The sequence below is a fragment of the Pseudomonas sp. BF-R-24 genome (genome assembly GCF_019947335.1).
Classification (GTDB): Bacteria; Pseudomonadota; Gammaproteobacteria; order Pseudomonadales; family Pseudomonadaceae; genus Aquipseudomonas; species Aquipseudomonas jessenii.
On the sequence record NZ_JAGYGG010000008.1, the window covers coordinates 172,148 to 186,180 of the forward strand.

At 61.7% G+C, this 14,033-nt stretch carries 12 protein-coding genes; 5 read left to right on the top strand and 7 right to left on the bottom strand.

The features are described 5' to 3' along the window. The first annotated feature begins 131 nt into the window (after positions 1-131). The 4 genes from KGA98_RS09385 (at position 132) to KGA98_RS09400 (ending at position 4,020) form a co-directional block, all read left to right on the top strand. Complete coding sequence (locus tag KGA98_RS09385) at positions 132-587, top strand: (2Fe-2S)-binding protein (RefSeq protein WP_223502157.1); 456 nt, start codon at positions 132-134, stop codon at positions 585-587. A 25-nt stretch (positions 588-612) separates the two neighbouring features. After that, positions 613-2,781 (top strand): xanthine dehydrogenase family protein molybdopterin-binding subunit, encoded by a 2,169-nt coding sequence (locus KGA98_RS09390; RefSeq protein ID WP_223502158.1) that lies wholly within the window; start codon positions 613-615, stop codon positions 2,779-2,781. Between the two features lies 1 nt (position 2,782). After that, a complete protein-coding gene (locus KGA98_RS09395; protein WP_223502159.1) occupies positions 2,783-3,364 on the top strand; it encodes a hypothetical protein in 582 nt (193 codons plus the stop codon). 74 nt (positions 3,365-3,438) lie between these two features. Beyond that, on the top strand, positions 3,439-4,020 hold the full coding sequence (locus tag KGA98_RS09400; protein WP_223502160.1) for a GGDEF domain-containing protein: 582 nt from the start codon (positions 3,439-3,441) through the stop codon (positions 4,018-4,020). 117 nt (positions 4,021-4,137) lie between these two features. Here the strand turns inward: KGA98_RS09400 and KGA98_RS09405 are convergent, their stop codons facing one another. Next, positions 4,138-4,563 (bottom strand): VOC family protein, encoded by a 426-nt coding sequence (locus KGA98_RS09405; protein WP_223502161.1) that lies wholly within the window; start codon positions 4,561-4,563, stop codon positions 4,138-4,140. A gap of 112 nt (positions 4,564-4,675) precedes the next feature. On the opposite strand from KGA98_RS09405, the gene KGA98_RS09410 reads away from it, so the two are divergent. Then, complete coding sequence (locus tag KGA98_RS09410) at positions 4,676-5,530, top strand: LysR family transcriptional regulator (RefSeq protein WP_223502162.1); 855 nt, start codon at positions 4,676-4,678, stop codon at positions 5,528-5,530. A gap of 177 nt (positions 5,531-5,707) precedes the next feature. On the opposite strand, the gene fabI is transcribed toward KGA98_RS09410, so the two are convergent. The 6 genes from fabI to KGA98_RS09440 are packed head-to-tail and all read right to left on the bottom strand — an operon-like array spanning position 5,708 to position 13,891. Beyond that, positions 5,708-6,502 carry an enoyl-ACP reductase FabI gene (fabI, locus tag KGA98_RS09415; protein WP_085725145.1) on the bottom strand — a complete coding sequence of 265 codons (795 nt, stop codon included), beginning with the start codon at positions 6,500-6,502 and terminating at the stop codon, positions 5,708-5,710. A gap of 19 nt (positions 6,503-6,521) precedes the next feature. Further along, complete coding sequence (locus tag KGA98_RS09420; protein ID WP_090455008.1) at positions 6,522-8,132, bottom strand: ABC transporter ATP-binding protein; 1,611 nt, start codon at positions 8,130-8,132, stop codon at positions 6,522-6,524. Position 8,133: 1 nt separating this feature from the next. Next, complete coding sequence (locus tag KGA98_RS09425; protein WP_007999322.1) at positions 8,134-9,153, bottom strand: ABC transporter permease; 1,020 nt, start codon at positions 9,151-9,153, stop codon at positions 8,134-8,136. Position 9,154: 1 nt separating this feature from the next. Further along, a complete protein-coding gene (locus KGA98_RS09430; protein ID WP_057715036.1) occupies positions 9,155-10,228 on the bottom strand; it encodes a microcin C ABC transporter permease YejB in 1,074 nt (357 codons plus the stop codon). A 4-nt stretch (positions 10,229-10,232) separates the two neighbouring features. After that, positions 10,233-12,074, bottom strand: coding sequence for an extracellular solute-binding protein (locus KGA98_RS09435; protein WP_223502163.1), 1,842 nt, complete (start codon positions 12,072-12,074; stop codon positions 10,233-10,235). Then, positions 12,071-13,891 (bottom strand): extracellular solute-binding protein, encoded by a 1,821-nt coding sequence (locus KGA98_RS09440; RefSeq protein ID WP_411736662.1) that lies wholly within the window; start codon positions 13,889-13,891, stop codon positions 12,071-12,073. The genes KGA98_RS09435 and KGA98_RS09440 overlap by 4 nt, the downstream gene beginning before the upstream one ends. Positions 13,892-14,033 lie beyond the last annotated feature (142 nt).

Here is a 14,033-nt window from a genome sequence, read left to right on the forward strand (position 1 = left end):
GACCGGTGGTCGATGCGCCTCGGCCTGCCGGCAAATTTGCGCTTAGCTGAAGGGTAACCCGAGGCGCGCGCAGGTTTTACAAGGCCGCAGCGACGCCCCTTCAGATCACCCTGAGTCTGAGGAACCGCGCCATGCTGACCCTGAACATCAATGGCCAGGATCAGGAGCTGGATGTCCCCGCCGACATGCCGCTGCTCTGGGTCTTGCGCGATGTCGCCCACCTCACCGGCACCAAATTCGGCTGCGGCATCGCCCAATGCGGGGCCTGCACCGTGCACGTCGATGGCGCACCGCTGCGCTCGTGCATCACACCGGCCACGACCGTGGCCCATGGGCAAAAGATTCTCACCATCGAAGGCCTTTCCGCGGATGGTTCGCACCCGGTCCAACAGGCCTGGGCGGAACTTGACGTGGTCCAGTGTGGCTACTGTCAGTCCGGGCAGATCATGTCGGCGGCCGCATTGCTGGCGAAAATTCCGAAACCGACCGACAGCGACATCGATCAGGCGCTGTCCGGGAACATCTGCCGTTGCGGCACTTACCCGAGGATCCGCGCGGCGGTCAAGCGCGCCGCCGAGCTGGGTTGAGGCCGGGTTGAAGGGAGCTTGCGCCATGAACAGCATCAACGCGTTATCGCGTCGTGGTTTCCTCAAGGGCAGTGCCATGCTGGGCGGCGGGCTGGTGGTCGCGTTTGCCATGCCCGGTGCCCACCGTTTCGCCATGGGCGCGGAAAACCAGGGCAACGTGTTTGCGCCCAATGCCTTCCTGCGTATTGGCAACGACAACAGTGTCACCGTATTGCTGGGGCACTCGGAAATGGGCCAGGGCATCTGGACCGGCCTGACCATGCTGATCGCCGAAGAACTGGACGCCGACTGGACGAAAATCCGCGTCGAGCATGCACCGGCTTCGGCCGCCGATTACGGCCTGCCTGGTTTTGGCGGGATGCAAATCACCGGCGGCTCGACCTCGACCTGGATGGAGTTCGACCGCTATCGCCAGGCCGGCGCGGCGGCGCGCTTGATGTTGATCGACGCAGCGGCCAAGCGTTTCAACGTCGCGCCGTCCGAGATTCATACCGAATCGGGGGTGGTCATGGCCGGTGAGCACCGTGCCACCTACGGCGAACTGGCCGATGAGGCCGGGCAATTGCCACGGCCAGACCCGGCCTCGATCAAACTCAAGGACGCAAAGGACTGGAGGCTGATCGGCAAACCCACCCAGCGTCTGGACACTCCGGAAAAAATCACCGGCCGGGCGAAGTTCGGCATGGACGTGCAGTTTGACGGGCTGATGACTGCGATGGTCGCCCGTTCGCCCACCTTCGGCGGCAGCGTCAAATCCTTTGAAGGCGCCGAAGCGCTGGCGATTCCGGGTGTGCACAAAGTGGTGCAAGTGCCGACCGGCATCGCGGTGATTGCCGATCATTTTTGGGCGGCGAAGCTGGGGCGCGATGCGCTGAAAATCGAGTGGAATCCGGGGCCGAACGCCGGGCTCGACAGCCAGGTGTTGCTGGAGAACTTCCGCAAACTCGCCACCACCCCCGGCCTGAACGCTGGCCAGGCGGGGGATACTCAGGCTGCGCTGGCGAAAGCGGCCAAGAAGATCGACGTTGAATACAGCGTGCCTTACCTGGCCCACGCGCCGATGGAGCCACTAAACTGCACGGTGAGCATCACCAAGGACAAATGCGAAATCTGGACTGGCACCCAGTTCCAGACCCTGGACCAAATGGTCGCCGGGAAAATCACCGGGCTCAAACCCGAACAGGTGGTGATCCATACCGAGTTTCTCGGTGGCGGCTTCGGGCGACGGGCCAATCCGACGTCGGATTTCGTCAGCGAAGCGGTGTATGTCGCCAAGGCTGCCGGTGCACCGGTGAAAACCGTGTGGGCGCGGGAGGACGACATCCGCGGCGGCTATTACCGCTCGGCGTTCCTGCACCATGCGCGCATCGGGCTGGGCGCTGACGGCCTGCCGCTGGCCTGGAAACATGTGATGGTCGGGCAGTCGATCATGGCCGGGACCTCGCTTGAAGCGAGCATGGTGAAGGACGGGATCGACAAGACCTCCGTCGAAGGCGTGGTCGATAGCCCTTACATCGAAGGGCTGGCCAATCACCAGATCGAACTGCACTCACCGACAACCGGCATCAGCGTGTTGTGGCTGCGTTCGGTGGGGCACACCCACACCGCGTTTGTCATGGAGTCGCTGATCGATGAACTGGCCACGGCGGCCGGCAAGGATCCGGTGGAATATCGGCGCACCTTGCTCAAGGACCATCCGCGCCATCTCGGTGTGCTGAACCTCGCGGTGCAGAAGGCCAACTGGAAGGCGCCACTGCCGGACGGCCATGCCCTGGGTGTAGCGGTGCATGAGTCGTTCGGCAGCTACGTGGCCCAAGTGGCCGAGGTGTCCCAGGACAACCTCGCCATCCGCGTGCACCGGGTGGTGTGCGCGGTGGATTGCGGCATTGCGGTCAACCCGCAGAGCATCGCCGCGCAGATGGAGTCGTGTATTACCTTTGGCCTCAGCTTCGCCTTGCACAGCAAGCTGACACTCAAGGACGGGCAGGTGGTGCAATCCAACTATCACGACTATCGGGTGCTGCGGCTCAACGAAATGCCGCTGGTCGAAGTGCATATCGTGCCCAGCAGCGACAAACCCGGTGGTATCGGCGAAGCCGGTGTGCCACCCATGGCGCCAGCGGTGGCCAACGCGGTGTTTGCCCTGACCGGACAGCGCCTGCGGGAGCTGCCCTTGCAGCTGGCGGGGGTGTGAGATGAAACGACATCACTGGTTGCTTGGGGCGGTGATCCTGGTCTGTCTCATCGCCTACGCATCGCACGTGTTCGCCGATGATCGCGAGGCCTTGCAGGCGTTCGACACCGTGCAGAAGGTCTTCCAGAGTCCCCGTTGCCAGAACTGCCATATTCCTGGGGATTCGCCGCTGCAATTCGATGGCGGCGTGCCCCACGCCATGAATGTCGTGCGTGGCATGGACGGCAAGGGTTCGGCCGGGTTGCCCTGTGCAACCTGCCATGCGCAAAGCAATCCGCCGGCCAGTTACGGCCCCCACGCACCACCGGGTGCGCCGCACTGGAGTTTGCCACCGGCCGCGCACCGCATGGCCTGGATCGGCCTGCCGGCCGACCGGCTGTGCGCGATGATCAAGGATCGCTCCAGCAACGGCGATCGGGATTTTGCCGCGCTGATCAAGCACGTCAGCGACGACAAGCTGGTGCTGTGGGGCTGGAACCCCGGCGGCAATCGCGCGCCGGTGCCGGTGCCCCACGATATTTTCGTCGCCCGGTTCAAGCGCTGGGCCGATGCGGGAGGACCGTGCCCGGTGGCAGGTAGCTGACCAGCGGCACGCTTACAGGGAGTCAATGCGGGTACGGGCGACTCTAACGTACATACCCGCCAAGGGAGTGAACGATGTTGATCTCAGGCAAAACAGGTAAACCGGGCCAATCAGCCAACCCGTTGCTCACGCCACAGCAAGAACGTGAACGGTTGCGCGAACTGGCTCGCCAGGCCGAACAAGAACTGGCAGGAGTGCAGATGGCGAGCATGGACGAGCTGACGCTGCTGTCCAATCGCCATGGTTTCACCGCATTGGCCCAACTCGGGCTGGACGCCTGCCGACAACTGGAGACGCCGGCGACACTGCTGTACCTCAGCCTCGATGAATTCAAGCTCATCTGCTATCTGTATGGCCGGGCCAAAGGTGACGATGCGCTCAAGACGTTCGCCGATGTCCTGCGTATCGGCTTTCGTGAAAACGATGTGGTTGGCCGACTCGACGGCGACCGGTTCGTGGCGCTGCTGACCGGGTCCAGTGCCGTTGAGATTGAGGCGATCAAGGTGCGACTCAATGAGATACTCGATGAGCGCAACGCCACGGCGCATCGCAGTTATGACATTCGGTTCAGCGTTACCCAGGTCGAATACAACCCCGCTGTTCATGACTCAATCGAGGAACTGCTGGAGGAGGCCGAGCGTGTGATGAGCCGTTAGGGCGGTGTTGTATTAGCGGGCCTCTTCGCGAGCAGGCTCGCTCCCACAGGATTTATGAATGCCACAAATCCACTGTGGGAGCGAGCTTGCTCGCGATGGCGTCCCGACAGGCAACGCCTACTTGGCAAACAACTGCCCAATATCCTTGAACGCCTTGAACTCCAGCGCATTCCCGCAAGGATCAAACAGAAACATCGTCGCCTGTTCACCCACCAGCCCCTGAAAACGAATCCCCGGTTCGATCACGAAGCGTGTCTCCAGCGACTTCAGCCGCTCGGCCAGCGCCTCCCACTCGGCCATCTCGAGCACCACGCCAAAATGCGGCACCGGCACATCGTGACCATCCACGGCATTGGTGTGCGCGGCTTCTTGCGTGGGGTTTTTCGGTGCCAGGTGAATCACCAGTTGATGGCCGAAAAAATTGAAATCCACCCATTGATCGCTTGAGCGGCCTTCTTCCAGGCCAAACACTGAACCATAGAAATGTCGGGCGGCCGGCAAGTCGTAGACCGGAATGGCCAGGTGAAAAGGGGACAGTTGCATCAGGCGAACCTCGGTGTGGGTGGGAATGTGTCGAGTTTAGCCCTGTGCTTTTTGATTGAAAGACGATAATTTTTGCATCGAGCTCAAATTATTTCGATCAATCGAGGCCACCATGCTGCGCGAACTGAAAACCTTTATCGCGGTGGCGCGTTACGGCACGTTCGCGGCAGCGGGCATGCACATCGGCCTGACGCAGTCGGCGGTCAGCGCGCAGATTCGCAACCTGGAACAAGCCCTTGGCATCCGTCTGTTCGACCGCACCGGCCGCCAGGCGCTGCTCAACGCGGCGGGGCAGCGTGCGGTGCCGATGGCCAGGGAAATGCTCGAGACCTTCAGCCGCATGGCCGTCAGCGACGATGTCAGCGAGTACCGTGGCGAACTGAGAATCGGCGCAGTGGCGACTGCTCAGACCGGGCTGCTGCCCCAGGCGCTGCTGCGCTTGCGCCAACTGGCGCCCTTGCTGGAGCCCAAGCTGGTGCCCGGTGTGTCACTGAACCTGCTGAGTCAGGTCGACACGGGAGAAGTGGACCTGGCGATTCTGATCAAGCCGCCGTTTGAGTTGCCCAAGGAATTGTCTGCGCAGGTCATTCGCCGGGAACCGTTCGTGCTGATCGTACCGGCGGACCTGGACGGCGATGATCCGCTGCAACTGCTCGCCGAGCACCCTCATGTGCGCTACGACCGCAATTCGTTTGGCGGGCGGCTGGTGACGCGGTTTCTGCGCGAACGGCAGATCGAGGTGCACGTGGCGCTGGAGCTGGATGAACTGGAGGCCATTGTCAAAATGGTCGAGTGTGGGTTGGGGGTTTCGTTGTTGCCGGAGGCGGGGCTGTGGCTGGAGCATGGGGCCGGGGTGCGGATCGTCCCACTGGGCGAACTGACCTTCCATCGGGAGATCGTGCTGTTGCAGCGCTATAGCCAGCGGATGCAGCCGATTCAGCAGTTGTTTGCGCAATGCCTGACATAACACTAACCCTGTGGGAGCGGGCTTGCTCGCGAAGACGGCTTCAGATTCAGCATTGATGTTGACTGGCACACCGCTTTCGCGAGCAAGCCCGCTCCCACAGGGGGATTGTGTTTGTCCGGGAAATCGCAGGCATAAAAAACCCGCCAAAAGCGGCGGGTTTTTTTGGCTGACCGAAGATTACTCTTCGATGCTGCCCATGGCCGTGGTGTTGAAGCCACCGTCCACGTACATGATTTCACCGCTGATGCCGGACGCCAGGTCCGAGCACAGGAAGGCGCCGGCGTTGCCGACTTCTTCGATGGTGACGTTGCGGCGCAGCGGGGTTTGCGCTTCGTTGGCGGCCAGCATCTTGCGGAAGTTCTTGATGCCGGAAGCGGCGAGGGTGCGGATGGGACCTGCCGATACGCAGTTGACGCGAGTACCGTCCGGGCCCAGGGAGCCGGCCAGGTAACGTACGCCGGCTTCCAGGGAAGCCTTGGCCATGCCCATGACGTTGTAGTTCGGCATGGTGCGCTCGGCGCCCAGGTACGACAGGGTCAGCAGGCTGCCGTTGCGGCCTTTCATCATTTCGCGGCCAGCCTTGGCCAGGGCCACGAAGCTGTAGGCGCTGATGTCGTGGGAGATGCGGAAACCTTCGCGGGTGGTGGCTTCGGTGAAGTCGCCGTCCAGTTGGTCGCCCGGGGCGAAGCCGACGGAGTGCACGATGCAGTCCAGGCCGTCCCACTTCTTGCTCAGCGCTTCGAAGACCTTGGCGATTTCTTCATCGCTGGCCACATCGCACGGGAAGCACAGCTCAGGGCTCGAACCCCAGCCTTGTGCGAACTCTTCGACACGACCCTTGAGTTTGTCGTTCTGATAAGTGAAGGCAAGCTCAGCGCCCTCGCGATGCATGGCGGCAGCGATGCCGGATGCGATGGACAGCTTGCTGGCGACACCGACGATCAGTACGCGCTTACCGGCGAGAAAACCCATGTGTTGCTCCTCTTTCAGGTTATTGCGCAGTGGCCGGAGCCAAAAAAGCGGCTTCCAGCAACTGCTGTGTATACGGATGTTGGGGGGCGGCAAAAATGCTTTGCGCGTCTCCCTGTTCGACCACTTGGCCATGCTTGACCACCATCAACTGGTGGCTCAGCGCTTTCACCACAGCCAGGTCATGGCTGATAAACAGATACGTCAGGTTGTACTTGGTTTGCAGTGAACGCAAAAGCTCCACTACCTGGCGTTGTACCGTGCGGTCGAGGGCCGAAGTCGGCTCGTCCAGCAAAATCAACGCCGGTTTTAACACCAATGCCCGGGCAATGGCGATTCTCTGCCGTTGCCCGCCGGAAAATTCGTGGGGGTAGCGGTGCCGGGTTTCCGGATCCAGACCTACCTCCTTGAGTGCTGCAATGATCGCTTGTTCCTGTTCCGCCTCGGTGCCCATCTTGTGGATCCGCAGGCCTTCGCCAACGATCTGGCTCACGCACATCCGCGGGCTCAGGCTGCCGAACGGGTCCTGAAACACCACTTGCATCTCCCGTCGCAGCGGCCTGACCTGTTGCTGCGTCAGGCAGTCTAGCTGCTGGCCTTCAAAGCGGATGGCGCCCTTGCTGGCGATCAACCGCAAAATTGCCAGGCCCAGGGTCGATTTGCCGGAACCGCTTTCTCCCACTATCCCCAGGGTCTGGCCCTGGGGCAGGCTGAAATTGATGCCGTCGACCGCCTTGACGTAATCCACCGTGCGCTTGAGCAGGCCTTTCTTGATCGGAAACCAGACTTTGAGGTCCTCGACCGCCAGCAAGGGCGGGCCGATCACGTTGCTTGCAGGCTTGCCGCCGGGCTCCGCTGCCAGCAGTTCCCGAGTGTACGGATGCTGCGGCGCGCGGAACAGTTCTTCGCACGATGCCTGTTCGACGATGCAACCTTGCTGCATGACACATACGCGGTGCGCAATTCTTCGCACAAGGTTCAAATCATGGCTGATCAGCAGCAGGGCCATGCCCAATCGGGCCTGCAATTCCTTGAGCAATTCGAGGATTTTCAGCTGAACGGTCACGTCCAGCGCGGTGGTCGGCTCGTCGGCGATCAGCAGTTCCGGCTCGTTGGCCAGGGCCATGGCGATCATCACCCGCTGACGCTGGCCGCCGGACAATTCGTGGGGCAGGGCCTTGAGTCGCTTGTGCGGCTCGGGGATGCCGACCATCTCCAGCAGCTCCAGGGTGCGTTTGGTCGCAACCTTGCCGGTCAGGCCCTTGTGGATGCCCAGCACTTCATTGATCTGTTTCTCGATCGAGTGCAGGGGATTGAGCGAGGTCATCGGCTCCTGGAAGATCATCGCAATCCGGTTGCCGCGAATGTGGCGGATGGTTTTTTCTTTCAGGTCCAGCAGGTTCTGCCCGGAATACAAGATGGTGCCGGACGGATGCCGGGCGAGCGGGTAGGGCAGCAGGCGCAGGATCGAGTGTGCGGTGACCGACTTGCCGGAACCGCTCTCGCCGACCAACGCCAGGGTTTCACCGCGCTTGATGTCGAAGCTGACGCCTTCGACCGCCCGCTGGCAGCGATTACCGACGACAAAATTGACGGACAGGTCGCGTACTTCGATCAGATTGTGCTGATTCATTTCACTTCCTCGGGTCGAAGGCATCGCGAGCGGACTCGCCGATGAACACCAGCAGACTCAACATCAAGGCCAGCACGGCGAAGGCGCTGATGCCCAGCCACGGCGCCTGCAGGTTGGATTTGCCCTGGGCCACCAGTTCACCCAGGGACGGGCTGCCCGCCGGCAAGCCGAAGCCGAGGAAGTCCAGGGCGGTCAGCGTACCGATGGCGCCGGTGAGGATGAACGGCATGAAGGTCATGGTCGAAACCATCGCGTTGGGCAGGATGTGACGGAACATGATCGCGCCGTTCTGCATGCCCAGGGCGCGGGCGGCGCGTACGTATTCCAGGTTGCGCCCGCGCAGGAACTCGGCGCGCACCACGTCGACCAGGCTCATCCATGAGAACAGCAGCATGATCCCCAGCAACCACCAGAAGTTTGGCTGCACGAAACTGGCAAGGATGATCAGCAGGTACAGCACCGGCAATCCGGACCAGATTTCCAGGAAGCGCTGCCCGGCCAGATCCACCCAGCCGCCGTAGAAACCCTGCAAGGCCCCGGCGATCACGCCGATGATCGAGCTGAGCACGGTCAGGGTCAGGGCGAACAGCACCGAAATGCGGAAACCGTAGATCACCCGGGCCAGCACGTCGCGGCCCTGATCGTCGGTGCCCAGCAGGTTGTCCGTCGAGGGCGGGGCCGGGGCCGGGACTTTCAGGTCGTAGTTGATGCTCTGGTAGCTGTAGGGAATCGGCGCCCACAGCACCCAGGCGTCTTTGGCCTTGAGCAGTTCGCGGATGTACGGGCTCTTGTAGTTGGCTTCCAGCGGAAATTCGCCGCCGAAGGTGGTTTCCGGGTAGCGTTTGAGCGCCGGGAAGTACCAGTTGTTGTCGTAGTGCACCACCAGCGGCTTGTCGTTGGCGATCAACTCGGCACCCAGGCTTGCGCCAAACAGGATCAGGAACAGCCACAGCGACCACCAGCCACGCTTGTTGGCCTTGAACAGTTCGAAGCGGCGGCGATTGAGAGGGGACAGGTTCATCTCAATGCTCCCGGCTTTCGAAGTCGATGCGCGGATCGACAAAGGTGTAGGTGAGGTCGCCGATCAGTTTCACCACCAGCCCGAGCAGGGTGAAGATGAACAGCGTGCCGAACACCACCGGGTAATCGCGGTTGATCGCCGCCTCGAAACTCATCAGGCCAAGGCCGTCGAGGGAGAAGATCACCTCCACCAGCAACGAGCCGGTGAAGAAGATGCCGATGAAGGCCGAAGGAAACCCGGCGATCACCAGCAGCATGGCGTTGCGGAACACGTGGCCGTACAGCACGCGGTGGTTGGTCAGGCCCTTGGCCCTGGCGGTGATCACGTACTGCTTGTTGATCTCGTCGAGGAAGCTGTTTTTGGTCAGCAGGGTCATGGTTGCGAAGTTGCCGATGACCAGCGCGGTCACCGGCAGTGCCAGGTGCCAGAAGTAGTCGAGGATCTTTCCGCCCATGCTCAGTTCGTCGAAGTTGTTCGAGGTCAGCCCGCGCAAGGGGAACCAGTCCAGGTAACTGCCGCCGGCGAACACCACGATCAACAGGATGGCGAACAGGAACGCCGGGATCGCGTAGCCGACAATGATCGCCGAACTGGTCCAGACGTCGAAGTGGCTGCCGTGCCGCTTGGCCTTGGCGATCCCCAGCGGGATCGACACCAGGTACATGATCAGCGTGCTCCACAGCCCGAGGGAGATCGACACCGGCATCTTTTCCTTGATCAGGTCGATGACCTTGGCGTCGCGGAAGAAGCTGTCGCCGAAATCCAGGGATGCATAGTTCTTGACCATGATCCACAAGCGTTCCGGCGCCGATTTGTCGAAGCCGTACATGTGCTCGATTTCCTTGATCAGCGCCGGGTCCAGGCCCTGGGCGCCGCGATAGGCCGAGCCTGCCACCGAGACTTCGGCACCGCCGCCGGCGATGCGGCTGGTGGCGCCTTCGAAGCCTTCGAGCTTGGCGATCATCTGTTCCACCGGCCCACCGGGGGCCGCCTGGATGATCACGAAGTTGATCAGCAGAATGCCGAACAGGGTCGGAATGATGAGCAACAGTCGCCGAAAAATGTACGCCAGCATCTGATTACTCCGTGCCCGCAGGATCGGCCTGCAGTGTGGTTTCGACTTCTATTGCCGGCTTGATGTCCGGTTTGACCCACCAGGTGGCCGTGCCGATATCGTATTTAGGCGAGACCTTGGGATGGCCGATGTGGTTCCAGTACGCCACGCGCCAGGTCTTGATGTGCCAGTTGGGTATTACGTAATAGCCCCATTGCAGAACTCGGTCCAGCGCGCGGGCGTGCGCCACCAGGCTGTTGCGCGAATCGGCGTTGATCAGTTGCTCGACCAGTTGATCGACCACCGGATCCTTCAGGCCCATGGAGTTGCGGCTGCCGGGCTTGTCGGCGGCGTCCGACATCCAGAATTCCCGTTGTTCGTTACCCGGCGAGTTGGACTGCGGGAAGCTGCCGACGATCATGTCGAAGTCCCGGGAACGCACGCGGTTGATGTACTGCGAGACGTCGACCCGGCGGATCACCAGGTCGATGCCCAGGTCGCTCAGGTTGCGTTTGAACGGCAGCAGCACCCGTTCGAATTCGGTCTGGGCCAACAGGAACTCGATGACCACCGGCTTGCCGGTGGCATCGACCATCTTGTCATCGACGATGCGCCAGCCGGCCTCCTGCAGCAATTGATAGGCTTGCCGTTGCTGGGCGCGGATCATGCCGCTGCCGTCGGTGGTCGGGTTCTGGAAGGCTTCGTTGAACACCTGCGGCGCCAGCTTGCTGCGGAACGGTTCGAGGATCGCCACCTGATCGGTGTCAGGCAGGCCGGTGGCGGCCATTTCCGAGTTCTCGAAGTAACTGCGGGTACGCGCGTAGGCACCGTTGAACAGTTGCTTGTTGGTCCATTCGAAATCCAGCAACAGCGACAGGGCCTGGCGCACCCGCACATCCTGGAACACCGGGCGGCGCATATTGAATACGAACCCTTGCATGCCGGTGGGATTGCCGTTGGGAATCTGTTCCTTGACCAGTCGACCTTCGGTGACCGCCGCAATGTTGTAGGCGTTGGCCCAGTTCTTCGCGGTCATTTCCAGCCAGTAGTCGAACTGCCCGGCCTTGAGCGCTTCCAGGGCCACGGTGTTGTCGCGGTAGTAGTCGGTGGTCATCACGTCGAAGTTGTAGAAACCGCGATTGACCGGCAGGTCCTTGCCCCAGTAGTCCTTGACCCGCTCGTATCGCACCGAGCGTCCGGCTTTCACTTCGCCGACCTTGTACGGGCCACTGCCCAGCGGAATTTCCAGGTTGCCCTTGTTGAAGTCACGGTCGGCCCACCAGTGTTTGGGCAGTACCGGCAACTGGCCGAGGATCAGCGGCAGTTCGCGGTTGTTGGTGTGCTTGAACTTGAACAGTACGGTGAGCGGGTCTTCGGCGATCACTTCGGCCACATCGCTGTAGTAGCCGCGGTACATCGGCGCGCCGTCCTTGGTCAGCATCTGGAAGCTGAACACCACGTCCTCGGCGCGAATCGGATGGCCGTCATGGAAGCGTGCCTCCGGGCGCAGGTAGAAGCGCACCCAGGCGTTGTCCGGGGCTTTCTCGATCAGGCGGGCGATCAAGCCGTACTCGGTGAACGGCTCGTCCAGGCCTTGCTTGGCCAGGGTGTCGTAGATCATGCCGATATCGTCCGCCGGCACGCCTTTGCTGATGAAGGGGTTAAGGCTGTCGAAGCCGCCGAAACCGGCCTGGCGGAAAATCCCGCCCTTGGGCGCGTCCGGGTTGACGTAGTCGAAGTGTTTGAAATCGGCCGGGTATTTCGGCGGTTCGTTATACAGGGTCACGGCATGTTGCGGGGCGGCGCAGGCCAGCCCGGCGAACAGCAGACCGCTGGCCTGCAGGAGCAGGGCACGGATGGGTTTCATTGATCTTTCTCCGAAGATTTCAGCCACCACGCGTTCAGGCCCAGGGTGTAGGGCGGCGTGGTGACGAAGGCGAGCCGGTTGCGGTACCCCAGGCGGTGATAATTGAGGTACCAGTTGGGAACGATGTAGTGCTGCCACAGCAGCACGCGGTCGAGGGCCTTGCTGGCGGCGACCTGTTCATCGCGGGTCCGGGCGGCCAGCAACTGTTCGAGCAAATGGTCGACCACCGGGTTGGCAATGCCGGCGTAGTTCTTGCTGCCCTTGACCCCGGCCTGGCTGGAGTGAAAGTACTGCCATTGTTCCAGGCCCGGGCTGAGCGTCTGGTTGAGGGTCATCAGAATCATGTCGAAATCGAACTGGTCGAGGCGCTGCTTGTATTGCGCGCGATCGACCGTGCGCAGCCGCGCGTCGATGCCGATGCTGGCCAGGTTCTCGACGTAAGGTTGGAGGATGCGTTCCAGGTTCGGGTTGACCAGCAGCAGTTCCAGGCGCAGAGGCTGCCCGGCGGTGTTTTGCAGGCGCTGGCCATTGAGCTTCCAGCCGGCTTCGGCGAGCAGGCCGAGGGCTTTGCGCAGGGTCTCCCGGGGAATGCCGCGGCCATCGGTCTGCGGCAGGCTGAACGGCTCGGTAAAGAGCCTGGCCGGCAGTTGCTCGCGATAGGGCTTGAGCAGCAGCCATTCATGTCCGACCGGCAAACCGCTGGCCGAGAACTCGCTGTTGGGGTAATAGCTCATGGCGCGTTGGTAGGCGCCGCCGAACAGCGAGCGGTTGGTCCATTCAAAGTTGAACATCAGCCCCAGCGCTTCACGGACCTTGGTGTCCGAGAAAGCCGGACGGCGGCTGTTCATGAACAGGCCCTGGGTCTGGGTCGGGATCTGATGGGGAATCTGCGCCTTGATCACCTCGCCGCGGCGTACGGCGGGGAAGTTGTAGCCGGTGTCCCAGTTCTTCGCCTGGTGCTCGATATAGATGTCGAACTCACCGGCCTTGAACGCCTCGAACGCCACGACGCTGTCACGGTAGAACTCGACTTCCATGTGGTCGAAGTTGTACTTGCCGCGATTGACCGGCAGGTCTTTGCCCCAGTAATCCTTGACCCGTTCGAAGACGATCTGTCGTCCTGGCGTAACCGAGGTGATGCGATACGGCCCGCTGCCCAGCGGCGGCTCGAAAGTGGTGGCCTTGAAGTCGCGGCCTTTCCAGTAGTGCTGCGCCAGCACCGGCATTTCACCCAGGCGCAGGATCAGCAGCGGATTGCCGGCTCGCTTGAACACGAAACGGATGCGCTGCGGGTTGAGGATGTCGACCCGCGACACTTCCTGAAGACTGGTGCGGTACAGCGGATGGCCTTCCTTGAGCAACACGCGATAGGAGAACGCGACGTCGTAGGCAGTGATCGGCGTGCCGTCATGGAAGCGTGCTTCGGGACGCAGGTTGAACACCACCCAGCTGCGGTTCTCGTTGTACTCCACCGACTGGGCAATCAGGCCGTAGCTGGACGCGGGCTCGTCACCCGAAGGTGCGTACTGCCCCGTGCCGACCATCAGCGGTTCGTTGAGCTCGTTGATGCCGTATTGCAGGAAACTCGGCGTGGTGACCGGGCTGGTGCCCTTGAAGGTGTAGGGGTTGAGCGTGTCGAAGGTGCCAAACGCCATCACCCGCAAAGTACCGCCCTTGGGCGCTTGCGGGTTGACCCAGTCGAAGTGGGTAAATCGGGCCGGGTACTTGAGCGTGCCGAACTGCGCATAACCATGGCTTTCGCTGATCGTCGCGCTTGCGGTGGAGCTCAAGGCCAGGCTGATCAGGAGCAGGGGCAGGGGACGCTTCAAATAGGGGATCCGATCCAGGCGGCTTGGGCTTTGTGGACCGTACAGTAACAGCTTGTATGGACAGGAAAAAGACGGTGGGTGATTGCGCAATATCGGCGGGTCGCAATCTCTGTAGGAGCGAGCTTGCTCG